This window comes from Carboxydothermus hydrogenoformans Z-2901 (assembly GCF_000012865.1).
GTDB classification, from domain to species: domain Bacteria; phylum Bacillota; class Z-2901; order Carboxydothermales; family Carboxydothermaceae; genus Carboxydothermus; species Carboxydothermus hydrogenoformans.
The window spans coordinates 1,873,454-1,895,000 of record NC_007503.1 but is presented as its reverse complement, the minus strand read 5'-3'; the positions used below and the strand labels follow the sequence as shown (position 1 = coordinate 1,895,000).

General features: G+C 40.6%; 25 protein-coding genes, 2 rRNA genes and 1 riboswitch (1 of these 28 only partly in view). Of the genes, 26 read left to right on the top strand and 1 reads right to left on the bottom strand.

Annotation, left to right across the window (positions count from 1 at the left end):
• The 24 genes from CHY_RS09855 to CHY_RS09745 all read left to right on the top strand — a co-directional run.
• Nucleotides 1-1,010 (top strand): 23S ribosomal RNA (locus CHY_RS09855); it begins 1,996 nt to the left of the window's first position.
• Between the two features lie 174 nt (nucleotides 1,011-1,184).
• A 5S ribosomal RNA gene (gene rrf / locus CHY_RS09850) occupies nucleotides 1,185-1,300 on the top strand.
• A 277-nt stretch (nucleotides 1,301-1,577) separates the two neighbouring features.
• Nucleotides 1,578-2,555 carry a hypothetical protein gene (locus CHY_RS09845; RefSeq protein ID WP_011345001.1) on the top strand — a complete coding sequence of 326 codons (978 nt, stop codon included), beginning with the start codon at nucleotides 1,578-1,580 and terminating at the stop codon, nucleotides 2,553-2,555.
• Nucleotides 2,556-2,766: 211 nt separating this feature from the next.
• Nucleotides 2,767-3,204: a nucleoside recognition domain-containing protein gene (locus tag CHY_RS09840; RefSeq protein WP_049752098.1), complete on the top strand. Its 438-nt coding sequence runs from the start codon at nucleotides 2,767-2,769 to the stop codon at nucleotides 3,202-3,204.
• An 11-nt stretch (nucleotides 3,205-3,215) separates the two neighbouring features.
• Entirely contained in the window at nucleotides 3,216-3,653 is a 438-nt protein-coding gene (locus CHY_RS09835; RefSeq protein WP_034541685.1) for a nucleoside recognition domain-containing protein, read from the top strand.
• Between the two features lie 101 nt (nucleotides 3,654-3,754).
• Complete coding sequence (locus tag CHY_RS09830) at nucleotides 3,755-4,354, top strand: FeoB small GTPase domain-containing protein (RefSeq protein WP_041537746.1); 600 nt, start codon at nucleotides 3,755-3,757, stop codon at nucleotides 4,352-4,354.
• Nucleotides 4,341-5,783 (top strand): ferrous iron transporter B, encoded by a 1,443-nt coding sequence (locus tag CHY_RS09825; RefSeq protein ID WP_041537745.1) that lies wholly within the window; start codon nucleotides 4,341-4,343, stop codon nucleotides 5,781-5,783. Before CHY_RS09830 ends, CHY_RS09825 begins: the two co-directional genes overlap by 14 nt.
• Nucleotides 5,783-6,037 (top strand): FeoA family protein, encoded by a 255-nt coding sequence (locus tag CHY_RS09820; protein ID WP_011345000.1) that lies wholly within the window; start codon nucleotides 5,783-5,785, stop codon nucleotides 6,035-6,037. Before CHY_RS09825 ends, CHY_RS09820 begins: the two co-directional genes overlap by 1 nt.
• 109 nt (nucleotides 6,038-6,146) lie before the next feature.
• Nucleotides 6,147-6,206, top strand: a riboswitch (Fluoride riboswitch).
• 55 nt (nucleotides 6,207-6,261) lie between these two features.
• On the top strand, nucleotides 6,262-7,422 hold the full coding sequence (locus tag CHY_RS09815; protein WP_011344999.1) for a cation:proton antiporter: 1,161 nt from the start codon (nucleotides 6,262-6,264) through the stop codon (nucleotides 7,420-7,422).
• Nucleotides 7,423-7,445: 23 nt separating this feature from the next.
• Nucleotides 7,446-7,598, top strand: a complete 153-nt coding sequence (locus CHY_RS13045; protein WP_011344998.1) for a universal stress protein — start codon at nucleotides 7,446-7,448, stop codon at nucleotides 7,596-7,598.
• 32 nt (nucleotides 7,599-7,630) lie between these two features.
• Nucleotides 7,631-9,430, top strand: coding sequence for a dynamin family protein (locus CHY_RS09810; RefSeq protein WP_011344997.1), 1,800 nt, complete (start codon nucleotides 7,631-7,633; stop codon nucleotides 9,428-9,430).
• Between the two features lie 231 nt (nucleotides 9,431-9,661).
• Nucleotides 9,662-10,066, top strand: a complete 405-nt coding sequence (locus CHY_RS09805; protein ID WP_011344996.1) for a fluoride efflux transporter FluC — start codon at nucleotides 9,662-9,664, stop codon at nucleotides 10,064-10,066.
• Complete coding sequence (gene crcB, locus CHY_RS09800; protein ID WP_011344995.1) at nucleotides 10,066-10,437, top strand: fluoride efflux transporter CrcB; 372 nt, start codon at nucleotides 10,066-10,068, stop codon at nucleotides 10,435-10,437. Before CHY_RS09805 ends, crcB begins: the two co-directional genes overlap by 1 nt.
• On the top strand, nucleotides 10,438-10,767 hold the full coding sequence (locus tag CHY_RS09795) for a DUF190 domain-containing protein (RefSeq protein ID WP_011344994.1): 330 nt from the start codon (nucleotides 10,438-10,440) through the stop codon (nucleotides 10,765-10,767).
• Between the two features lie 76 nt (nucleotides 10,768-10,843).
• Nucleotides 10,844-12,019, top strand: a complete 1,176-nt coding sequence (locus CHY_RS09790; RefSeq protein WP_011344993.1) for a D-alanyl-D-alanine carboxypeptidase family protein — start codon at nucleotides 10,844-10,846, stop codon at nucleotides 12,017-12,019.
• Between the two features lie 31 nt (nucleotides 12,020-12,050).
• On the top strand, nucleotides 12,051-12,287 hold the full coding sequence (locus CHY_RS09785) for a hypothetical protein (protein ID WP_011344992.1): 237 nt from the start codon (nucleotides 12,051-12,053) through the stop codon (nucleotides 12,285-12,287).
• Nucleotides 12,288-12,330: 43 nt separating this feature from the next.
• Nucleotides 12,331-12,789 carry a Fur family transcriptional regulator gene (locus tag CHY_RS09780; protein WP_011344991.1) on the top strand — a complete coding sequence of 153 codons (459 nt, stop codon included), beginning with the start codon at nucleotides 12,331-12,333 and terminating at the stop codon, nucleotides 12,787-12,789.
• Nucleotides 12,790-13,209, top strand: a complete 420-nt coding sequence (locus tag CHY_RS09775) for a BlaI/MecI/CopY family transcriptional regulator (RefSeq protein WP_011344990.1) — start codon at nucleotides 12,790-12,792, stop codon at nucleotides 13,207-13,209.
• A 1-nt stretch (nucleotide 13,210) separates the two neighbouring features.
• Complete coding sequence (locus CHY_RS09770) at nucleotides 13,211-14,149, top strand: M56 family metallopeptidase (RefSeq protein WP_011344989.1); 939 nt, start codon at nucleotides 13,211-13,213, stop codon at nucleotides 14,147-14,149.
• A gap of 116 nt (nucleotides 14,150-14,265) precedes the next feature.
• On the top strand, nucleotides 14,266-15,405 hold the full coding sequence (locus CHY_RS09765; protein WP_011344988.1) for an ABC transporter permease: 1,140 nt from the start codon (nucleotides 14,266-14,268) through the stop codon (nucleotides 15,403-15,405).
• 10 nt (nucleotides 15,406-15,415) lie between these two features.
• Nucleotides 15,416-16,105 (top strand): ABC transporter ATP-binding protein, encoded by a 690-nt coding sequence (locus CHY_RS09760; RefSeq protein ID WP_011344987.1) that lies wholly within the window; start codon nucleotides 15,416-15,418, stop codon nucleotides 16,103-16,105.
• Complete coding sequence (locus tag CHY_RS09755) at nucleotides 16,106-16,657, top strand: DUF2318 domain-containing protein (RefSeq protein WP_011344986.1); 552 nt, start codon at nucleotides 16,106-16,108, stop codon at nucleotides 16,655-16,657.
• A 1-nt stretch (nucleotide 16,658) separates the two neighbouring features.
• Nucleotides 16,659-17,789 (top strand): ABC transporter permease, encoded by a 1,131-nt coding sequence (locus tag CHY_RS09750; RefSeq protein WP_011344985.1) that lies wholly within the window; start codon nucleotides 16,659-16,661, stop codon nucleotides 17,787-17,789.
• A 69-nt stretch (nucleotides 17,790-17,858) separates the two neighbouring features.
• Complete coding sequence (locus CHY_RS09745; RefSeq protein ID WP_011344983.1) at nucleotides 17,859-19,409, top strand: sigma-54-dependent Fis family transcriptional regulator; 1,551 nt, start codon at nucleotides 17,859-17,861, stop codon at nucleotides 19,407-19,409.
• Here CHY_RS09745 and CHY_RS09740 read toward each other — a convergent pair.
• Complete coding sequence (locus tag CHY_RS09740; RefSeq protein ID WP_011344982.1) at nucleotides 19,380-19,991, bottom strand: YdcF family protein; 612 nt, start codon at nucleotides 19,989-19,991, stop codon at nucleotides 19,380-19,382. The two genes, CHY_RS09745 and CHY_RS09740, sit on opposite strands and share 30 nt — an antisense overlap.
• A 91-nt stretch (nucleotides 19,992-20,082) precedes the next feature.
• Between CHY_RS09740 and CHY_RS09735 the strand changes: the two genes are divergently transcribed.
• Together CHY_RS09735 and CHY_RS09730 are read left to right on the top strand one after the other, a co-directional pair.
• Nucleotides 20,083-20,649: a flavodoxin family protein gene (locus tag CHY_RS09735; RefSeq protein WP_011344981.1), complete on the top strand. Its 567-nt coding sequence runs from the start codon at nucleotides 20,083-20,085 to the stop codon at nucleotides 20,647-20,649.
• Complete coding sequence (locus CHY_RS09730; RefSeq protein ID WP_011344980.1) at nucleotides 20,649-21,542, top strand: patatin-like phospholipase family protein; 894 nt, start codon at nucleotides 20,649-20,651, stop codon at nucleotides 21,540-21,542. The genes CHY_RS09735 and CHY_RS09730 overlap by 1 nt, the downstream gene beginning before the upstream one ends.
• Nucleotides 21,543-21,547 lie beyond the last annotated feature (5 nt).

Sequence of the window (21,547 nt, the reverse complement as noted above, 5' to 3'; positions counted from 1 at the left end):
CAGTAAACGGCGGCCGTAACTATAACGGTCCTAAGGTAGCGAAATTCCTTGTCGGGTAAGTTCCGACCCGCACGAAAGGCGTAACGACTTGGGCGCTGTCTCGACGAGGGGCTCGGTGAAATTGTAGTACCTGTGAAGATGCAGGTTACCCGCGATAGGACAGAAAGACCCCGTGGAGCTTTACTGTAGCCTGGCATTGAATTTTGGTGGCGTATGTACAGGATAGGTGGGAGGCTGAGAGACCTGGGCGCCAGCTCAGGTGGAGCCGGCGGTGGGATACCACCCTTACGTCACTGAAGTTCTAACCTGCTGCCCTGTAGCGGGTGGGGGGACAGTGTCAGGTGGGCAGTTTGACTGGGGCGGTCGCCTCCTAAAGGGTAACGGAGGCGCCCAAAGGTACCCTCAGCGCGGATGGAAATCGCGCGGCGAGTGCAAAGGCATAAGGGTGCTTGACAGCGAGACCGACGGGTCGAGCTGGGTGGAAACACGGGCTTAGTGATCCGGTGGTACCGAGTGGAAGGGCCATCGCTCAACGGATAAAAGCTACCCCGGGGATAACAGGCTGATCCCGCCCAAGAGTCCACATCGACGGCGGGGTTTGGCACCTCGATGTCGGCTCATCGCATCCTGGGGCTGAAGTAGGTCCCAAGGGTTGGGCTGTTCGCCCATTAAAGCGGTACGTGAGCTGGGTTCAGAACGTCGTGAGACAGTTCGGTCCCTATCCATCGCGGGCGTAGGAAACTTGAGGGGTGCTGTCCTTAGTACGAGAGGACCGGGATGGACGCACCGCTGGTGAACCAGTTGTCTCGCCAGGGGCACCGCTGGGTAGCCAAGTGCGGAATGGATAAGCGCTGAAAGCATCTAAGCGCGAAGCCAGCCCCGAGATGAGGTTTCCCATCTGGAGCAATCCAGAGTAAGACCCCGGAGAGAAGATCCGGTAGATAGGCTGGGCGTGTAAGCCGAGCAATCGGTTGAGCGGACCGGTACTAATAGGTCGAGGACTTGACCTTCAAACTAGAGGTTAGAGGTTGGAGGTTTGAGGTTGGAAAAACCGAAAACCGAAGACCTAAAACCATAAATTCCAAAATAAGCCTCTGTGCAGTTTTCAAGGAATAGGTGAGGAGAAGAGGTTTAATTATAAAATCCAACCTCCAATCTCCAACATCCAACTTCCAGAATAAGTTTCCGGTGGCCATAGCGGAGGGGAAACACCCGTTCCCATTCCGAACACGGCAGTTAAGCCCTCCAGCGCCAATGGTACTGGGACGATAGGTCCTGGGAGAGTAGGTCGCTGCCGGAAAAAACTCTAAAAGGGATAGGCAATCTGCCTATCCCTTTTTACTTTTTTTCCTCATGAAAATGGTGGTTCTCAGAACCGTCCCTGGAGCGGTTAAATGTTATGGAGAAGTATTGAGATATCTCGGCTAGGAATAAAAAAAACGGTGTTATTTAAACCTAATTTGATTATTTGGTTCATCAGATAATATAACAGGATTTGTTCGCGAGATAGCAAGACAATATAATAAAACTAATACTACAATAAGTAGTAGGTCTTTATTATTAAAGGAGGCTAATAAATGCTAAAATGGTTTCATCTACCCGGCAAATTATGGGTTTTACTTATTCTTGGAGTATTTTTATTTTTTGGCAGTCCGGTAAAAGCATATGCTCAAAGTAATATTCAGTTTAAGGACTTTACAATTTCAGTTTTACCAGAATATGACGAACCCGATAATATTCTTGTAATTTATGAAGGAACTATCATTTCTTCAGAGCCATATAATGGAGAAATTCGCTTTATGGTGCCGAGAAAAGATGAAAATATCAAGGTCGGAATGGCGTGTGAAATTAATGAAGCAGGTGGTCATGAATGTCAGCCTTTTCGAATAATCGATAAAGGAGATTACCAGGAACTGGTTTGGAAAATATCAAAGATAATTCAACCGGGCAAAGAATATAAGGTTTATCTGGAGTTCTACTATTATGGTATTGAAGGACAAAAAAATAAAACAATTAATTATAGGTTTATACCGGTTTTACCTATCCAGAATTTAACTATAAATGTGGGACAGCCTCTAAAAGCCACAAATTTTAAGCTAAATCCTCCTTCTAATTTTACGGGACAGGGTTACAACTTAAATACCTTTGGATATACCTTTTCCAATCCGAACAAGCCTATTAGTATCAAAATTTCCTATACCAAGGAAGATCCTAATCCTTCATTTGAAAAGCCGAAGGACGACAGTCAGACTGCTAATACCCAAGCTCCACCGGCTACTTCAAGTGCACAAGCTAATTCGACTTCCTCCACGGATTGGGTTATCTTACTACTTGTTATTTTGTTTATAGTGTTTTTAGGAGTGGTAATTTTTTATGCGTTTAAAACTCAGAGCAGTTCTCACCATGTTCGCAAAGGTAAGGGAAACAGCCGGAGCGATGCTCCAGCTCATTTGGTTGCGGAGAAAAAGCGGATTCGTAAGCTTTTGTTGGAAGGGAAGATCAGTGAGGAAACCTACAGGGAATTGATAAACGATTTGGAAAATGAGTACAGATAAAATATTGTTTAATGGAAAGGATGAGGCTCTGTTTCTTTGTTCCAACGTACTTTAAAACCCCTAACATTTTGCAATAAATTTTGCAAAATGTTAGGGGTAATTTTTTTGATTATTTTATATAGCGAGAATACGAAAGGTAGTATAACGTTACCAGGTTGTCAAGGTGGTGGATTAAGCTTAAAATAAGAAGAAAATGTTTTGGGGGATTAGGATGGAAGGTACAAATTTTTATAATTTAAAAATCGCTGCACTTCGGGGAATACAAAAGGGTTTTAATATAACCTGTGAGCTTGCCAGGACAGTAATTCCGGTATATTTTTTAATTACAATTTTAAAGTATTCTGGAATATTAGCGATAATTGCCAAAATCTTCGAGCCGGTAATGCGGTCTGTAGGACTTCCGGGAGAGGCGTCGCTAATTTTTGTAATTGGTAATGTGCTAAATCTTTATCCTACCATTGCTGCTATTGCCGCTTTAAAGATGACGGTCAAACAGGTGACTATTATTGCCGTGATGCTATTGCTTTCCCATAATCTTTTTGTGGAAACTGCCGTTAGCAGAAAAACCGGAATTGCGGTCTGGTATTTAATATTACTAAGGATTGTCCTGGCAATATTGAGCGGCTATCTTTTAAATATCATACTTTAGGTGAGTGGGATATGGTGGAGAAAATATTTATAGAAGCTTTGAGCGGTAGTTTTAATATGCTAATAAAAATAGCTATGATTGTAATTCCTCTTATGGTAGTTTTAGAAGTGGCAAAAGAATTAAGGGTTCTGGAAAAATGGGCAAAACCGTTAGAGCCCCTTATGGGGTTTTTGGGAATGCAAAAGGAAGCAGCTTTTCCGCTTTTGGCGGGATTAGTTTTTGGTCTGGCCTATGGTGCCGGCTTAATTATTGATAGTGCCCGGGAAGGGATTTTAAAACATAAAGATTTAGTGTTAATAAGTATTTTTCTTGTTATCTGTCATTCCTTAATTGAAGATACCCTTTTATTTGTTGCTATTGGGGCAAAGGGAACGGTATTGATAATTTACAGGTTAATCTTAGCTTTGACAGTTACATTTTTTGTTTCCCGATTGGTAAAATTTAATTGAGAATACTTGTCAATTACGAACAGTTTGATATAATGTAAAAGTAGGAAATATTTTTTTTAACGAGTAAATGAGAATGAAAATCAATAGCGGAGGTTGTTAATATGGATTGCCATAACTGCAACAGAAGCTGTCATCATGCCGGTGGAAGACACAGGAGACGTTTTGGTCTCTTCTGGCAAAAAGCCCGGAAGGAAATGTGTGAAGAAAAGCTCTTAAAAATAGCCCTGGTTGGTTCGCCCAACGTTGGCAAAAGCATGCTTTTTAATGCCTTAACCGGAGCTTATGTAACTGTGTCCAATTACCCGGGGACAACGGTAGAAGTTGCCCGGGGAAGGACTGTAATTCATGGTCAGGAGTATGAAGTTATAGATACCCCGGGGATGTATTCCCTTTTACCGATAACCGAAGAGGAAAAAGTGGCTCGAGACCTTCTTTTAGAAGAAAAGCCCGATATTGTGGTCCATGTTGTTGATGCCAAAAATCTCGGGAGAATGTTACCCTTAACCTACCAGTTAATTGAAGCAGGATTGCCGGTGCTTTTGGCTATTAATATGATGGATGAGGCGGAACAACTGGGACTTGTTATTGACCGGGAAAAAATTGAAAGAGAGCTGGGAATACCGGTAGTTACAATGGCGGCAGCGCAAAATGTGGGAATTCGCGAATTAAAAGAAAGGGTGGCCGAGTATGTTAATAAATAGAATAAAATACCCGGAACCGATTGAAAAAGCTATTGCTGAAATTGAAAAGCTTTTAACCGTGGAATATAAACTTTCGAAACGAAGCCTGGCCCTTTTGCTGCTGCAGAAAGATGAAGCTCTTTTAGCTGAAATCGCAAAGAAAGAACCCCATTATCAAGAAATCCTTAAAATAATTGACGATACTCAAAAGCAATTTAAAGAACCATTAAGCTTTGTGATTGCTTCGGCCCGGCAGGAATTTGCGTTAAATGTAGAAAAGGAAGCTTTAAAAGAAAAGGAAACGGAAAAAGCGAGTATTACCGAATTTTTGCACAAGCTCACGGTAAATCCTATTACGGGTATACCGATCATGTTTTTAATACTTTATTTCGGCATTTATAAGTTTGTGGGGGTTTTTGGGGCCGGAACTTTGGTTGATTTAATTGAAACTTATTTTGAAAATAATATTAATCCAGTAGTTAATCAGGTTACCGCCCAGGTAATACCGTGGAAGGTTTTGCAGGATTTAATTGCTAATGACTACGGAATAATTACTCTGGGGATTAGGTATGCTGTGGCAATTGTGTTACCGGTGGTGACTTTATACTTTTTAATGTTTTCAATTTTAGAAGATAGTGGCTATCTGCCGCGATTATCGCTTTTAATTGACCGGGCTTTTAAGGTAATAGGTTTATCCGGTCGGGCGGTTATTCCAATGGTTTTGGGGTTTGGCTGCGATACGATGGCGACCATGGTGACCAGAACTTTAGAAACCAACCGGGAAAGGATAATTGCGACGCTTTTATTAGCTCTTGCTATTCCGTGCTCGGCCCAGTTAGGGGTTATCTTAGGGCTTTTGTCCAATAACCCTGAAGCCCTGCTAATCTGGGCTGGAGTTATGATTTTAGTTTTTCTTCTGATAGGGTACTTGTCTTCTCAGCTGCTTCCCGGCAAAAAGGCAGGATTTTATATGGAAATTCCGCCTCTAAGAATCCCCAAATTAAAAAATATCCTTACCAAGACTTTTGTGCGGATGAAATGGTATTTTATTGAGATCCTACCCCTGTTTATTTTGGCTTCGGTATTAATCTGGATAGGGAAATTGACCGGGCTCTTTGACCTTATTATTAAAGGCTTAGAGCCAGTAATGCTCTGGATTGGACTTCCACCCAAGGCAGCCCAGGTGTTTCTGTTTGGTTTCTTCCGCCGTGATTACGGGGCAGCAGGTATGTTTGATTTATATCAGAATGGAATTCTGGCCGGCAAGCAGTTAGTGGTTGCTGCTGTAACTTTAACTTTGTTTATTCCCTGCATTGCTCAATTTTCCATGATGTTAAAGGAGCGAGGGACTAAAGTTACTTTGGCAATAACTGCCTTTATCTTGCCTTTTGCCTTTTTCATGGGTTATCTCCTTAATTTCTTACTGACGGTACTGGGGGTGAACTTTTAATGGAGGCATCTGCTAAACCCCTGGCCATAAGTCTTTATAATATGAGACCGGGCGAAAAAGGAATTGTAGCTTATTTCAATACCAAAGATGAGGCCATCATCAAAAAATTAATGGCAATGGGAGTAATTCCCGGTCTTCCCATTGTCCTGGAACAGAGATTTCCCAGTTTTATAATAAAGGTAGGCCGGACCAGGGCCGCAATAGATCAAGATATTGCTAAGACCATTTATGTTCGTTTGACAACCGGTAAGTAACTTCAAGCAGCTTTTGGTACTGTTTTTAGGTAAAATTTAACCACCTCCTGTTAACTATTTTTGGCAGTTTACTTGACAATTGTGTATTAAAAATTGTAAAATGAAAGAAAAATTTAATGGCGATGGGGCTCGCCTAACGCTCATCTGAGCTAATAGCTCCTACCGAAAGTAAAGTTTTCGGTAGGAGTTTTTTATTTTCTTAGCTCCATAAGGGGGGTAAAATTATGGAAAATACCTGGCTGGTGGCCGCTCTTTGGATAGGGCTTGCGTTAGTAAGCGGTTTAATTGCTGGTTGGACCGGAATCTCTATTTCTTTAGTGGAGATTGCGGTAGGGGTGGTGGCAGGTAACTTTTTAGGCTTACACCCTAACCAATGGGTTAATTTCTTAGCTGGAGTAGGAAGTATTGTTTTAACCTTCCTGGCCGGTGCTGAAGTTGATCCGGTGGTATTACGGACAAAGTTTAGAGAAAGTGTAAGTATTGGATTTCTTTCCTTTCTCTTACCCTTTATCGGGGCTTTTCTCTATGCTTATTACGTCCTCCACTGGACCCTGGAAGCTTCTGAAATTGCAGGGATTGCCCTTTCCACTACCTCAGTTGCAGTGGTTTACGCTGTAATGGTGGAAACCGGTCTTAATGAAACCGAAATAGGCAAAATTATCCTTGCTGCATGTTTTATTACTGATCTGGGGACGGTAGTTGCTTTAGGTGTGCTTTTTGCCAATTTTAATAGCTGGATGTTTCTTTTTATTGTTGCAACTAGCCTGATTTTAGCTTTTGTTTCCCGTTTTACGCCGTTTTTCCTCAATCGTTATGGCAACCGCGTGAGTCAATTGGAAATAAAATATATTTTCTTCCTGCTTTTCTTTCTCGGTGGACTGGCAACTATGGCCAATAGTGAAGCGGTTTTACCGGCCTACCTTTTAGGTTTAGCTGTTGCGGGTTTCTTTTTGCAGGAAAAGACATTGACCGCTCGCCTGCGTATCATAACTTTTTCCCTACTGACTCCTTTTTATTTCTTAAAAGCTGGTTTATATGTTTCACTGCCCGCGGTAGTTACCGGTGCCGGGATTATAACTGTTGGTCTTATCGTCAAAATTTTGGCTAAATTTCTTGGTGTTTGGCCAACTACCCGGTTTTTTAAATTTGGCCCCCGGGAGGGAATGTATACCACTTTATTGATGTCCACCGGGCTAACTTTTGGTACAATATCTGCTTTGTTTGGCTTAAACCACGGTTATATTAACCAGGTGCAGTATACGATATTAGTAACGGTGGTTATTTTAAGTGCTGTAGTACCGACGATTATTGCCCAGGCCTTTTTCCGGCCTGACCGTGAAGCGGTAACGCGGGAAGAAAAACTTGAGGCAAAGTTAGTACCGTAGTACCTGGGCATCCGGCAGAGGCTTTGGTTAATCTTGCTGAAGAGGAGGGTTATGATCTAATTGTTTTAGGAGCACGGGGTTTAAGCGGTATTAAGCGCTATCTTTTGGGCAGCGTTTCGGAGGCGGTAGTTCGTCTTGCCCACTGCCCGGTATTGATAGTTAAGAGCAAAAAATAAGTATTTGTGTTTACCATAGAGAGGGGGTCAGTATGATTCAAGAAAAACGAGATTGGGCTACACAAACAATATCTGATGATACAGAGATGAATATTCTTTTTTTAAAAACTTTGGAAATTTTGCAAAGTTTAGGACCAGAATTCAGCGAGAACTTACAGAAAATCCGGGGGTTACAGGAGCGGTTTTTAAACGAGCGCTTTCATCTGGCAGTTCTTGGACAGTTTAAACGGGGTAAAAGTACTTTTATAAATGCCCTTCTGGGAGATGATTTGCTGCCTACTGCCGTCTTACCATTAACTGCTGTTCCGATTTTTCTTCTCTGGGGGCCCGAGGCCCGGGTACGGGTATTTCTGCAGGAAGGCTTGCAAAAAGAAGAATTTACAGGCCAAGATAAAGAAGAGATAAGTGCTTTTCTTGCCCAATTTGTTACGGAAGCGGGAAATCCTAAAAATTATAAGAAAGTATCTCAGGTGGAAGTTTTTTATCCATCGCTCCTTCTCCAAAAAGGAGTAGTCTTAATTGATACCCCGGGTATTGGTTCAACTTTCCGGCATAATACCGAAACTACTCTAAATTTTTTGCCCCAATGTGATGCGGCTTTATTTTTAGTTTCGGCAGATCCGCCGATTACGGAGGTGGAGGTAGAATTTTTAAAAGCTGTCAGGACTAAAGTAGCCCATCTTTTTTTCATTTTAAATAAGGTAGATTATCTTAAAAAAGAGGAAATTGCTGCCCTTGTAACATTTATTAAAAATGTTTTGCGAGAACAAGTGGGGATAGAAGGGGAACCACCTCTTTTTTGTGTATCAGCTCGTCTGGGGTTAGAAGCAAGAAAAAGAGATGATCCAGAGCTTTGGGAGCAGAGTGGTTTAGATGAGGTTTGGCATTACCTGATTGATTTTCTTGCCAGGGAGAAAAAGAATGTCTTGCAAACAGCACTGGCAAAGAAAGCTACCGATGTAATTGCCGATGTTTTAATGCGTTTGCAACTTACTCTTCGTTCGCTGGAAATGCCTCTGGCGGAATTAGATGAGCGCCTTAATATCTTTGAGCAAAAAATTCAGGAAGCAAACCGGCAACGAATTTTCTTAGGCGATCTTTTGGTTGGTGACCGGAAACGAATGCTGGAGTTTCTCGAACAACAAGCCGAAAGTTTACGGCAGAAAGCCCGCGCTTACTTACTGGAAATTGTCCGGTCCAATTTAGAGCAGATGGGCGATAATGTAAATGAAACTGAAATTCAAAAAGCCCTGGCTAAGGCGATACCTGAGTTTTTTGAAAAAGAGCTTGGAGAAATGGCAAGGATTTTTGAACAGAGAGTAACCGAAGTTTTAAGACCTTATCAGCAGAAAGTGGAAGAGCTTATTGAGACAGGGCGGAAAACTGCAGCCGAGCTTTTTGACATTCCCTATCATGCTCCCAGCAGCGCTGAAGCATTTGAGATGAAACGCCAGCCTTACTGGGTAACCCAGAAACTGGAAGCTACTTTTAACATTTTTTCGGAAAATACCATTGTTAAATTCATGCCTCCTGCTATGCGCCGGGCAAAAATTGCGCAGCGACTGCAAAAACAAGTAAATGATTTGGTTTTAACCAATGTAGAAAATTTACGCTGGGCAACACTGCAAAATCTTGATCAAGCTTTTCGCCAGTTTGGGCTTAGTTTAGAAGAACGTCTCCAAGAAACTATTTTAGCTACTCGAGGAGCTATTCAGGCGGCAAGGGAAAAACGTTTGGAGCATTCTCAGAATATAGCCCAGGAGATTATAAGGATTCAAACCTTTGTGGACCAATTAAAAGAAATTAAGGAAAAATTCCAGGCAATGTCTTAAATTTTCTTAAAATAAATTGAAGGAGGTGGTGGGTCATATTCAGCGCGCTATTGAAAACGCTTTTTTATGAAATAAAAATGGAGCTTTTGTTAAGTTAGTTGAAATTAATTATTAAAAAATTTAAAATAAAAAGTGTTTTTACAGTTACGAAAATGTTTTTTAGATAATGGTTCCTACCTTTTGTGTTAAAGGTAGGGGCTTAGTTTTTCTGGACAAAAAGAGGGGGATACAATGAATTACTTTGCTGTAGCTCTGGGAGGATTTTTTGGGGCAATTGCGCGGGAAATTACTGGCCGTGCCTTAGGTACAAGCATTTTTCCTGTTGGTACTTTAGCAATTAATCTTAGCGGTAGTTTTTTACTTTTATTTTTTATGACCTTGTTCTTAGAAAGAATAAATGTAAGCGATCCAGTACGTTTAGGATTGACTTCTGGATTTTTAGGAGCGTATACCACTTTTTCAACAATGACCAAGGAAATTTATCTCTTGCTTTTTCAGAGTAAACTTTTAATTGGGTTTGCCTACCTTTTTTTATCCTTAAGTGGTGGGTTTTTGTCGGGCATACTTGGTCGAGCCTTAGCTCTTTATCTGGTTAATTTAAATTTTAGAAAAAACGGGGCAAAGGATGAGGGTTAATGGTGGACTTATTGTTGATTGGTCTTGGTGGAAGTATTGGGGCTATTTTAAGATATACCTTAACTAAAAAAATAGGAGAACGCTACCAGGGGGATTGGCCGCTGGCGACGTTTTTAATAAATATAATTGGTTCCTTTGGTCTTGGTTTATTATACGGGTTTAAATTAAATCAAGTAATCTGGCTTTTACTTGGTACCGGTTTTTTTGGGGGATTTACGACTTTTTCTACTTATATTTATGAGGCAATTTTTCTTATGGAAGAAGGGTTGTTTTGGAAAAATGTGAATTATTTACTTACATCGATCTTTACTGGGGTAGTTTTCTTTGCTGCGGGGATGTGGTTAGCAAATTTTTTTAAGGGAGGCGTTTAAATGAGTAAGGCAAAATTACTCAAAATTTATGTGGGTGAAGCTACCAAACATGATGGGAAAAATGTGGTTCAGCAAATAATAAAAATTTTAAAAGAAAATAAAATAGCCGGGGTTACGGTGAGCCGTGGAATAATGGGTTATGGAGCCGATGGCATAATTCATGGGACGAAATTACTGGAGCTGTCTGCAGATTTACCGTTGATAATTGATGTGGTCGATAGCGAGGAAAATATTCAAAAAGTGCTTCCCAAAGTATTAGAGGTTTTACCCAAAGGTTTATGTTTTACCCTGGATGTAGACGTGCATTTTTATGGTACTAAAGCAAAGTAAATGGTTTTTTCTTTCCTTGACTTGAACTAATGTTGGCAGTTATATTAAAAAAGAGAATTTTTTGACGAGGGACGAAATGAAACCGGTAAGATTTTTTGCTTTATTTATCCTAATTTTATGCCTGAAAACTATAGCACTGGCAGAAGAGCCCCAAATTATTGGCCGAGCCGCAGCGGTTATCAATGTTAACTCCGGAAAATTTGTTTATTTAAAAAATGCCGACCAAAAAATGTATCCTGCAAGCACTACCAAAATAATGACTACCTTAATTGCTCTGGAAAAGGGAAATTTATCCGATAGGGTTTATATCGATAAAGAAGCGTGTTATGTTGAGGGCTCGGCCATCTGGTTGAATCCCGGGGAACAATTAAGCTTGGAAGATTTATTATATTCTATTATGCTCAACTCTGCCAACGATTCGGCGATTGCGGTGGCCAAATACATCGGTGGAGATGTGGCAACTTTTGTGCAGGAAATGAATGATAAGGCCAGGGAATTAGGGGCAAAAAATACCCATTTTGTAAATCCCAATGGCCTTCCCAACGATGACCATTATACCACAGCCAGGGATTTAGCTTTAATTGCCCGGGCTGCTATGCAAAACCCCAAGTTTCGGGAAATTGCAGCGACAAAAACAAAGGTAATAAATCGAGACCCTAAATACTTGCGGTTTTTACAAAACCATAATAAACTTTTATGGCGGTATGAGGGGGCCAATGGTATTAAGACCGGGTATACCGTAAAAGCCCGGCAATGCCTGGTAGCTTCGGCTGCCCGGGATGGCGAGGAATTTATTGCGGTTGTTTTAGGGAGTGAAGGACGAAATGTTTATGATGATGCTACAAAGCTTTTGGATTACGCTTTTAACAATTTTAAAACAGTAAAGCTCGTTTCTAAAGGGCAGGAATTTGGGAAAGTAGAGGTGGCTGGAGGCAAAGAGCCAGTAAAACTTATAGCGGCAGAAGACCTGTATGATACTGTAAACCGGAGGCAGGAACCCCAGTTTGATTATCAAAAAAAGATAGAAAAGCTCCAAGCTCCGGTAAAAGCTGGTCAAAGGGTAGGGAAGATTGTTGTAAAGGAAAACGAAAATGTTGTTGGGGAAGTAAAATTAGTTGCTTTTAATTCCGTGGAGCCAACCCTTATTTACAGCAGCAGAAAGTTAATTTACCCGGGAGTCCTTTTTTTAGCGGGATTATTTTTAACTTTTCAATTTCTTAAAAAATATGGTAGAATAAAGCCAAAGTATTAAGTCTTTGGCTTTTATTTTTGGAGGGTAATTGATGTTTGACATCTTTAAGGTTGTTTTAAAAAGAATGGCTATTGCTTTCATAAGCTGGGGGGTTGGGCTACTTTTAATTGTTGGTTATAGCTTTTTAATGTACTACCTTTACAGGAATTATTCTTTATGGCATATGCTAAGCGGTGCCGTGCTTTTTTGGGTTATTTTATATTTTATTATTGACTTTTGGGGGTTATTTATCGGATTTGATGAAAGTATAACCAACGAGCAAAAATAATTGAAAAATAAAATAATGATTTTAAGGGAAAAGGACGGGTTTTATGGAGAATATCTTAAGTCAAGTGGGTAAGAAACTTCGTGAAAGTGATTATAAGCTTACTCCGCAGCGGGAAGAAATTTTGCGGGTATTAATTGAAAACCAGGATAAGCATTTAAGTGCGGAAGAAATTTTAGGGCTTGTTAAAGAAAAATCTCCGGAAATTGGCTTAGCCACCGTCTACCGCACCCTTGAAATTTTATATTCTTTAGGCTTGGTACATTGTATGGATTTTGGTGATGGTCGTAAAAGATATGAATTTGAGCTTCTTGAAAGTAAATCGCACCAGCATCATCATTTAATATGTTTAAATTGTGGAAAAATTGAAGAGATTGAGGAAGATTTATTGGAGGAACTGGAAAGGGAAGTATATAAAAATAAAGGTTTTGTCGTAACCAATCACCAGTTAAAAATTTATGGCTTTTGTAGAAATTGTGCGCCAAAAAAGGAAGGGGAGATTTAAATGAGCTGGTTAGAGGGCGAATTTAAACCCCAAAATAAGGGTGTGGCCAAGGTTTTAGGTGAATTAGAAGCAAGAGTTATGGAAATTATCTGGGATTTAGGAGAAGCAACGGTAAAGGATGTCCACCAGATTATTAATCAGGAGAAAAAGCTTGCCTATACCACGATTCTGACCATCATGGGCAGGCTTGCCGATAAAGGGCTTTTAATCAAAAAAAGTATTGGGCTTGCCCATTCCTATACGCCGGCGGTAAGCCGGGAGGAATTTTATAATAAGGTTGCCGAAACGGTAGTGGATGGCCTTTTTGAAGAGTTTGCCGAGCCTGCTTTTACCCATTTCTTGAAAAAGGTAGAGAATGATCCGCAGAAACTTGCGGAGTTGGAAAAAATGTTATTAAAAATAAAAGAACAGCAGGGGTAGTATGAGCTTTAAAGTAGTCCATACTTTTTTTCTGTATGCTTTGTTTGGACCTCTTTTTGGCTATACTTTGTTATTATTAATTGGTAAAAGGCTTTTAAAAAATAACAGTTATTTTTGGAGTGAGATTTTAACCATACCGCTTTTAATTCCGGTCTTGGCGGTAATAATTTACTGGGGAAAGCCCTGCCCTCTTTTAACCCTTGCCAACCCTCCTTTAAAGTTTATAGGGGGTTTTTTGTGCTTTTTAGGGGATGGTGCAGCCAAATATTTTACCCCTGTCTTTATATTTGCAGCTTTTTACGGTTTGCACGAGATTATCCGGCCCTATTTCACTTTTAATCGCTTTTTGAAAGCTCACCGGCTAAAGAAAGATGAGCAGTTAAACGGTATTCTTGCTGAACTTAAAGAAAAAATGGGGATAAAAAAAGAAGTTTTTTGTTATCTTGCTCCCGGTAATATCACCATTTTTACCTTTAAATTTGATAAACCGGTGGTAATTGTCGGGGAAGAGTATGCTAAAAGACTGGATTTTGAAGAACTTAAGGCGGTCCTTGCCCATGAACTTGCTCATATTAAAGCTAATGATAGCCTAATAATTAGTCTTTGCCAGTTTGCCACCTACCTCTACTTTTTCGTTCCCGGGCTTAAAAAATATTTTGAAAAGATTTTGTTGTTTAGGGAGCTAAGAGCCGATAAAGTTGCTCTCGGCTATTTAGGTAAAAAAGAACCCTTAGCCAGTGCTCTGGTTAAAACTTACAAATTTGGGGCGAATGCGTCATGGATTGGTTTTGCTTTGGATCTGGGAGGGGATTTTGAAATAAAACGAATGCAGGCCATAATAGAGAGCGATTTGAAAATTCCCCGGAGGAATTTTACCTATTTTGCGGTGATGACTTTGATTGTAAGTTTAAGCTTAATCTTTTTATACTTTATTTGTTAAACGGCGTTAAAACCTCCGCTTTGGAGGTTTTAATTTTTTTGTAACATTTTTGTAACTACAAGATGTAGGAAATTAATTTATAATTAAGTTGAAACTACAAATTAGCGGGTGAGGCAATGAAGATCGGGCATGTAGTTTTACGACAAATGCAGGAAAAAAAGACCAAGGTATTTTTAATGATTCTAAGTATTGCCATCACCATTGGGGGAATCGGAGGAGTTTTACTTACAACTTTTAATTTGCAAAAGGAAGTGGCCGATTATTATGACAAAATTGGTGCAAATATCTTAATTGTACCTGATAAACTTTCCAAGGGGAAGGCCTTTGATGGAGTACCTTTTGCCGAGCAAAAACTAATGGGAATTGATTTGACACTTCCCGACAAAATTAAAACCATTAAAAATAAAGAAAGTATCAGCATAATTTCCCCTAAGGTAGTGGTGAAGGCAAAAGTAAACAACCGGGAAGGGGTGGTTTTAGGAGTAATCTTTGCGGAGGAGTTAAGAGCAAAAAAGTGGTGGCAAATAACCGGACGTAAACCGCAAACCGCGAGAGAAGGGCTAATTGGGGAAAATCTTTACGAAAAACTTGGGAAACCTGGCAAAGTAAAGGTTAATGGTGAAGAGTTTATCATAACCGGAGTGATTAAAAGGACAGGGAGTTTTGAGGATAACAGTTTATTTTTAGATCTTAAAACCGTTCTTTCCCTGTTTAAGATAAATTCTTATACGTTTATTGAGGTAAGTGCTCTGTGTTCAACCTGCCCGATACCGGAAATAGTTAAACAAATCAGAGCGCTGGATCCTACGATAAAGGTTTCGGCAATGGCGGATGCAATTTTTGATCGTAAACTTTTGGTTGAAAATTTTGGGAGTTTCAGCAAGCAAATGGCTTACGGTCTTTTGGTATTAGGTGTTGGAAACTTTTTGATTTTAACCTTTAGTCTTTTTAAAGAAAGGGAAAAGGAGTTGTTGATTTTCAGAACTCTCGGCTTTAGCAAGTTAAAGATATTTAATTTGTATGGCCTGGAAATTTTAATTGTGCTTTTGGTTAGTGAAGTTTTAGGTAGTTTATTAATGGTTGGCTTAGCTGTGGTCTTAGCCAGGATGTTGGGAATTGCCAGCGCCCAACTGTTTTCCTGGCAGTATATAAGTTTTGCCTTAATTGGTGGACTGATTTTATGGTTAGTGGTTTCACTGCTACCGGTGGTAAAGGTTTCCCGGTTGGACCATCAGGAAATTTTAAGGGAGTATTAGGAGGAGAAAAATGGCCTACATTCAAGTGGAAAGCATTAGCAAGAAGTATGTTAAAGGCAATGTGGAGACCAGAGTATTGAAAGATGTGAGCTTTCAAGTGGGTAAAGGAGAGTTCTGGATTATAGCGGGTCCTTCGGGCTCCGGAAAATCAACCTTATTAAGTATCCTTGGAAGCTTGAATGAGCCGGATAGTGGTAGGGTGCTGGTAGATGATTTGGATCTCTTTAGCTTAAGTCACGATGAACGGGCACTTTTTCGCTTAAATTATCTTGGCTTTATCTTTCAAAATTTTCATCTTTTACCTTACTTAACTGCTGTAGAAAATGTTCTGTTACCTACCCTTGCTTATCCCCGGAAAATCAGTAAGGAAAAAGAGGCGCGGGAGCTTTTAAAAATGCTTGGGCTTGAGGGAAAAGAAGAAAAATATCCCAAAGAGCTTTCCGGAGGAGAACAGGAGCGGGTAGCTATAGCCCGGGCACTTATCATGGAGCCGGAAATATTGTTAGCCGATGAACCAACGGGTAACTTGGATAGCAAGACCGGAGAGGAAGTTATGAAGATTTTTGCCGAATTAAATCGCCGGGGTAAGACGATTATCATGGTAACTCATAACCTTGACCATCTTCATTATGCTACACATGCTTTATTTTTAAAAGATGGTGAGGTTTTGGAAACAAAAACTTTAAAGGAGGCGAATTAAATGACTAAAAAGGAAGAATTTTTAAAACAAAAAAATAGCATGCACAAAGCTCTGAAAATTATCATTGCGGTTTTGGGAATCATTGCTATAGGATTAACGGTCATGATGTTTGTACCTGCCAAGAAGAAAAAAGAGGGGGCCTATTACGCCGCTGAAATTAATTACTCCGGGCAGGAGATTCAAATGACCGATATTCCAGCGGTGGTCAATAAGGAAGGAAAAATTGAAATACCTTTAGAAGATGTTCAAAAATACGGAATAGTCTACGTGCCTTACAGCCCGACCAAACCGCTGACTGCGTTTTTCTTAAACGACGGAAGATTGGCAGTAGCGGTGAGCATTTGTGAACCGTGCCGGGGCTTTCGCTTTAAAATTCAGGATAATGCCCTGGTTTGCATGACCTGCGGTACGCGCTGGTCTTTGTTAGATAACTTAAAGGGAATTGATGGGGGCTGTACCGCTTACCCGCCCGATGAAATACCGTACGAAGTGAAAGATGGCAAAATTTTGGTAGATAAAAATATTGTAGATGCCTGGCAGCCGAGGGTTTAATATGAGGGGTTTGAACGTTAAAAGCTTCTTTTTAAGCCGGCGGGGTCGGTTAGCTACAAAAACCCTTTTGGTTTTATTGGTTTTTGCTCTTTTCCTTACCATCGGCTTAACTATAAGCAATTTAAATACTTATTTACAAACGGAAAAAGAAAAACGGGGGCAGCGTATTGCCGTGACTGCTGCCACCGAGCAGTTTAGTTTTACTTACCAAAATATCACGTTAGTTTCAGGAAATTACGAGTTAAACTTTATTCCAGAAAGTGAAGCTGTAAAGTTTTACAATACTTTTAAACAGCAAATTACCGTTTATGCTCCAAAGAAAGTTCGGTTTTTTACGGTTAATGGACAAAAAACGGCTGTAATTTATCTTGATTTTTCAGAAGAAAAGAAATACCGGCCTTACTGGGAGGTTTTGGGTAAATATCCTGAAAGAGCAGGTGAAATACTGGCAGGATCCGACCTTGCCCGGGAATATAAGCTTAAGGTTGGGGATTTAATTGATTTTGGGGCTTTCAAAGGGAAGGTTGTCGGGATTTTAAAGCCTACCGGTAAAAACGAAGATGGGTTTTTCTTTGCAAGCCTTAAAGAAAGCTCTGCTCCTCCGGACTATTTTCTCCTTCAAGCAATTTTAAAACCCGGGGATGATACGGTAAAATCTAAAGCTTATGAGCTTTTTCCGGATTTAAATATTGACTTTATTACGGGACCTGAAGAACAGCGCTTTAACTTACTTTTAAGGTACCAGGTATTTGGGAGTGTCTTAGCGGTTGTTCTTTTAATAATGGGCTTTTTATTGGTAAAGTCGTTTTTGGAAAATGACCTTTTGGGAAGAAGCCAGGAGATAGGAATTTTTGCGGCTTTAGGCTTTAAAACAAAAGTTATTGTGAAAATAATCTTAATGGAAGACTTGCTGGCGGTTTTGTTAGGAGTTCTGGCCGCCTGGCCGCTGGGATTGATGGTTACCAAGGTAATTTTGCAAAAGTTAGCCATTCCTTATAGGATACTGTTAAGTGGTATAAACATTGCGTTTTTGTCTTCTTTTTTAATTGCGGTGGGGGTGAATTATTATAAATTAGGGCAAATTTTAAGGTTACCGATAACCGAACTTTTAAGAGGTAATGCCGGGGATTAACCCGGCATTTTTTGTTGCAAGATTTCTTGAAAAAAAGGATAATGAAAAAAGAGGTGAGGTGACGGGGGGATGGGTACCATTAAGTTATCCCTGGATTTTGAAGACCGGGTAGGGTTAGTCTTGGATGTTTCCAGGGTTATTTCTGCCAGAAATTTAAATATTATTACTTTTCAAGTGCTTCCCGGAAGAATGTTTTTGGAGATAGAGAAAACGGATAAAAAAACTTTAAAGCAAATTATCGATGACTTAAAAAATATTCCCAAGGTGTTAAAGGTTCATCCCATTGAAATAATGCCCTATGAGCAAAAGGAGCAGCAGCTTAGAGCTGTTCTTGATACGGTTAATGAGGGTATAATTGCTATCGATAGTCACGGTACCATTTCTATATGCAATCAAAGCTGTGCCGAGATCTTTGGTATCCCAGTAGAGAGGGTAATCGGGCAGAATGTGGGTAAGCTTTTAGCAAACGATATTCCCATGCTAAAAACTTTAAAAACCGGTGAAAGTTACAATAACCAGGAAATAATTATTAATGTTGAAGGTAGAAGACTTCATTATCTTACTTCCGGACGACCGATTAAGGACCGTTTGGGCAATATTGTAGGGGTGGTTGCAGTCTTAAAACCAATGTCGGAAGTCCGGGAACTGGTTTATGCTTTAACCAAACCGTCGTTAAATAGCTTTAACGATATCATCTATACCTCTGAAAAAATGCGCTTTGTGGTAGAAATGGCCAAAAAAGTAGCAAGAACCGATACCACTGTGTTAATCCGGGGAGAATCGGGGACTGGCAAGGAGCTGTTTGCCCGGGCTATTCACTTGGAGAGCCCGAGGAGAACCAAGCCTTTTGTTCCCTTAAACTGTGCGGCGGTTCCGGAGAGTTTGTTGGAATCGGAACTTTTTGGTTATGTGGAAGGGGCTTTTACCGGAGCAAAAAAGGGAGGAAAACAGGGGCTTTTAGAGTTTGCCCATGAGGGGACGTTGTTTTTAGATGAAATTGCCGAACTTCCTACCCACCTGCAGGCCAAACTTTTACGCGTCCTGCAGGAAGGGAAGGTGCGCCGGATTGGCGGTCAAGAAGAGATACCGGTGGATATTAGAATAATTGCTGCAACTAACCGCAACTTAGAGGGGATGGTCCGGGAAGGAAAGTTCCGGGAAGACCTGTATTTTCGCTTAAATGTTTTTCCACTACAAATTCCGCCTTTAAGGGAGCGGGTGGAAGATATTGAAGTGTTGACCTACCATTTTTTAAATACTTTTGCCAAAAGGCGGGGAATACAGTACTTTGAAATAACGGAAAATGCCTTAAATAAGCTTAAAGCGTATAGCTGGCCAGGCAATGTCCGGGAACTGCAAAACGTCATTGAACGGGCTTTAACCTTAGCGGATGATGGAGTTATCGAAGCCAAAGATATTATTTTAGATAACCCCCAAAATACCTATTTTGTTGCCCGGACTTTAGAAGAAGCGGTTAACCAGGTGGAGAAGGAACTTATTGAAAGGGCTTTAAAACAGTATCCTTCCATCAGGCAGGCAGCCAGAAGTTTGGGGGTAACCCATACTACCTTGCGCAATAAAATAAAAAAACTAAAGCTTACCAATAAAGTAGTAGAGTAACTTTAAATATTCTTCAACAACTACTATAGTTTGCCTTAATCTTAACAATCCGCGGGCGTTTGGCAGTTCACCGGCGGGGTAGACAACGGTGGCGTTAACCCCCCGGTCGTTATACATTTTTTTAACCCGCAAAGTATGATAGGCAGAGGTGACCACTAAAATTCTTTTCCAGCGGTTCTGATAATAAATATTTGCGGTTAATAAAACGTTTTCGTAGGTGTTTTCGCTACTGCTCTCCAGTAAAAGAGCCGGAGCGGGAACACCTTTTTTTAGCGCTTCTTTGGCCATGAGGCTGGCGTCTTTTGGCTCTCTGGTAAAACTGCCTCCTGACAGCAAAAGATAGCGTCCGTAATCGTTTTTCCAGAGGTTAATACCTAAATTTAACCTTTCCCTGGTACTCTCGCCTAAATCTCCCTTCTTGGTAAGGCCCCCGCTTAAAACCACGACGGCATCGGCTGGTTGAGGATTTTCCTTAATTGTTAAGGGTAAGGCAAGATAGTAATTTAACGGGAAAAACCAGGCGGCGATTAAAAAAATTAAGGTAAGTCCAAAGAATGCAAAAATAATCTTTTTGAAGTTCATGTTCTCACCCGGAAAAAAGATTCTATTTTTTAGGCAAAAAAACCTTTTTTTCGCATAAATTTTTATAAATTAGAGCTTTTGGAGGGGTAGGATGGAGGCCGTAGGTGTTGTTGGGAGTCCGAGGCGCCGGGGAAATACCGAGTATTTGGTCAGGTATTATTTAAAACAACTTACCAAAGAGCTGTCAACGGAAATAATTCCCCTGGCGGAAAGAAAAATTGCTGCTTGCAGGGGTTGTAGAAGATGTCAGGCGACGGGGGAGTGCCAAATCCGGGATGATTTCCAGGGAATCTATCCGATTGTTGTTAAAAGCAAAATCCTGGTTTTGGGAACACCGGTTTACTACAGCGGAATGTCTCCTTTGCTTTCGGCGTTTTTAAGCCGTCTTGGCATGTTATCTTCCAGCAGGGGTCGAGAATTAGGCGGGAAAATAGGTGTGGGAATTGTCACGGGAAGAAGAGCGGGTCACAATATGGTATTAGCCCAGTTACTGCAGTTTTATTTTTACCACGGCTTGATCATTCCCGGAGGCCCGTACTGGACAATAGGTTTTGGAGGGGGAAGAGGGGAAATAAAAAACGACCGGGAGATATATACCGTGCTAAGCGCCCATGCGGCTTTTACGCTAAAGATTTTTAAAAAACTGGGGGGAGAGTAATGAAGGAGTGGGGTCTTGCCCTTGGGGGAGGCTTTTTAAGAGGGGCTGCTCACATTGGAGTACTGAAAGTTCTGGAAAAAGAGGGGTTAAAACCTTCGATAGTATCCGGCACCAGTGTCGGTGGGATTATAGCCCTTTTATATGGAGCGGGGTTGTCGCCTAAGGATATGGAGGAGCTTGCTCTTCAAATTAAACCCAAAGACCTCTATAACTGTTTATTTACCGCGGGAGTAGGTATTTTTATCATAAGTTATAATTTATTAAAGCTTTTTGGCTATCAAAATAATAAATTAAAGCTTCCTTTAGGAATCTTTAGACCCATTGGTTTACAGCGAAAAATTGTAAGGGAATTAGGAACGCTTAATATAAATCAATTAAAAGAACAGGTTGCGGTGATAAGTGTAGACCTCTATTCCGGCAAAAGGGTGGTCTTTGGCAATTTTCCAGGGGAGTTTCTACGGGGAATAAACGATTATATTGCTGTCCGGGACGCTTTATTGGTGACTGCTTTGGAGGCGACTTCGGCAGTTCCCGGAATTTTTACTCCGGTAAAATTTTATGACTACTTGTTAACCGATGGGGGAGTTGTGGAAAATGTGCCGGTCAGAATTTTAGCTAATTTAGGTTACGAAAAAATTATTGGAGTTGCCTTGACAAACCCCGAGGAAAATAAGTACCATATTAAAAACATTATTGATGTGCTGGGAAGTTCAATGGAGATAATTATGACTTCCAATACCGAAAAAGATGTGGAACGATTCGCCGATTTAGTATTAAGACCCCGAGTTTCGGGGATGGATTGGAATGATTTTGCTTTAATACCCTGGGCCATTCGGCGGGGAGAAGAAGAGGCTTATAATAATCTTGACAGAATTGCTGAAATTGTTTCTTAGAAAGA

Coding starts and splice junctions, on each gene's coding strand:
- CHY_RS09845 (WP_011345001.1), top strand. CDS start 1,578: ATGCTAAAATGGTTTCATCTACCCGGCAAATTATGGGTTTTACTTATT.
- CHY_RS09840 (WP_049752098.1), top strand. CDS start 2,767: ATGGAAGGTACAAATTTTTATAATTTAAAAATCGCTGCACTTCGGGGA.
- CHY_RS09835 (WP_034541685.1), top strand. CDS start 3,216: ATGGTGGAGAAAATATTTATAGAAGCTTTGAGCGGTAGTTTTAATATG.
- CHY_RS09830 (WP_041537746.1), top strand. CDS start 3,755: ATGGATTGCCATAACTGCAACAGAAGCTGTCATCATGCCGGTGGAAGA.
- CHY_RS09825 (WP_041537745.1), top strand. CDS start 4,341: ATGTTAATAAATAGAATAAAATACCCGGAACCGATTGAAAAAGCTATT.
- CHY_RS09820 (WP_011345000.1), top strand. CDS start 5,783: ATGGAGGCATCTGCTAAACCCCTGGCCATAAGTCTTTATAATATGAGA.
- CHY_RS09815 (WP_011344999.1), top strand. CDS start 6,262: ATGGAAAATACCTGGCTGGTGGCCGCTCTTTGGATAGGGCTTGCGTTA.
- CHY_RS09810 (WP_011344997.1), top strand. CDS start 7,631: ATGATTCAAGAAAAACGAGATTGGGCTACACAAACAATATCTGATGAT.
- CHY_RS09805 (WP_011344996.1), top strand. CDS start 9,662: ATGAATTACTTTGCTGTAGCTCTGGGAGGATTTTTTGGGGCAATTGCG.
- crcB (WP_011344995.1), top strand. CDS start 10,066: ATGGTGGACTTATTGTTGATTGGTCTTGGTGGAAGTATTGGGGCTATT.
- CHY_RS09795 (WP_011344994.1), top strand. CDS start 10,438: ATGAGTAAGGCAAAATTACTCAAAATTTATGTGGGTGAAGCTACCAAA.
- CHY_RS09790 (WP_011344993.1), top strand. CDS start 10,844: ATGAAACCGGTAAGATTTTTTGCTTTATTTATCCTAATTTTATGCCTG.
- CHY_RS09785 (WP_011344992.1), top strand. CDS start 12,051: ATGTTTGACATCTTTAAGGTTGTTTTAAAAAGAATGGCTATTGCTTTC.
- CHY_RS09780 (WP_011344991.1), top strand. CDS start 12,331: ATGGAGAATATCTTAAGTCAAGTGGGTAAGAAACTTCGTGAAAGTGAT.
- CHY_RS09775 (WP_011344990.1), top strand. CDS start 12,790: ATGAGCTGGTTAGAGGGCGAATTTAAACCCCAAAATAAGGGTGTGGCC.
- CHY_RS09770 (WP_011344989.1), top strand. CDS start 13,211: ATGAGCTTTAAAGTAGTCCATACTTTTTTTCTGTATGCTTTGTTTGGA.
- CHY_RS09765 (WP_011344988.1), top strand. CDS start 14,266: ATGAAGATCGGGCATGTAGTTTTACGACAAATGCAGGAAAAAAAGACC.
- CHY_RS09760 (WP_011344987.1), top strand. CDS start 15,416: ATGGCCTACATTCAAGTGGAAAGCATTAGCAAGAAGTATGTTAAAGGC.
- CHY_RS09755 (WP_011344986.1), top strand. CDS start 16,106: ATGACTAAAAAGGAAGAATTTTTAAAACAAAAAAATAGCATGCACAAA.
- CHY_RS09750 (WP_011344985.1), top strand. CDS start 16,659: ATGAGGGGTTTGAACGTTAAAAGCTTCTTTTTAAGCCGGCGGGGTCGG.
- CHY_RS09745 (WP_011344983.1), top strand. CDS start 17,859: ATGGGTACCATTAAGTTATCCCTGGATTTTGAAGACCGGGTAGGGTTA.
- CHY_RS09740 (WP_011344982.1), bottom strand. CDS start 19,991: ATGAACTTCAAAAAGATTATTTTTGCATTCTTTGGACTTACCTTAATT.
- CHY_RS09735 (WP_011344981.1), top strand. CDS start 20,083: ATGGAGGCCGTAGGTGTTGTTGGGAGTCCGAGGCGCCGGGGAAATACC.
- CHY_RS09730 (WP_011344980.1), top strand. CDS start 20,649: ATGAAGGAGTGGGGTCTTGCCCTTGGGGGAGGCTTTTTAAGAGGGGCT.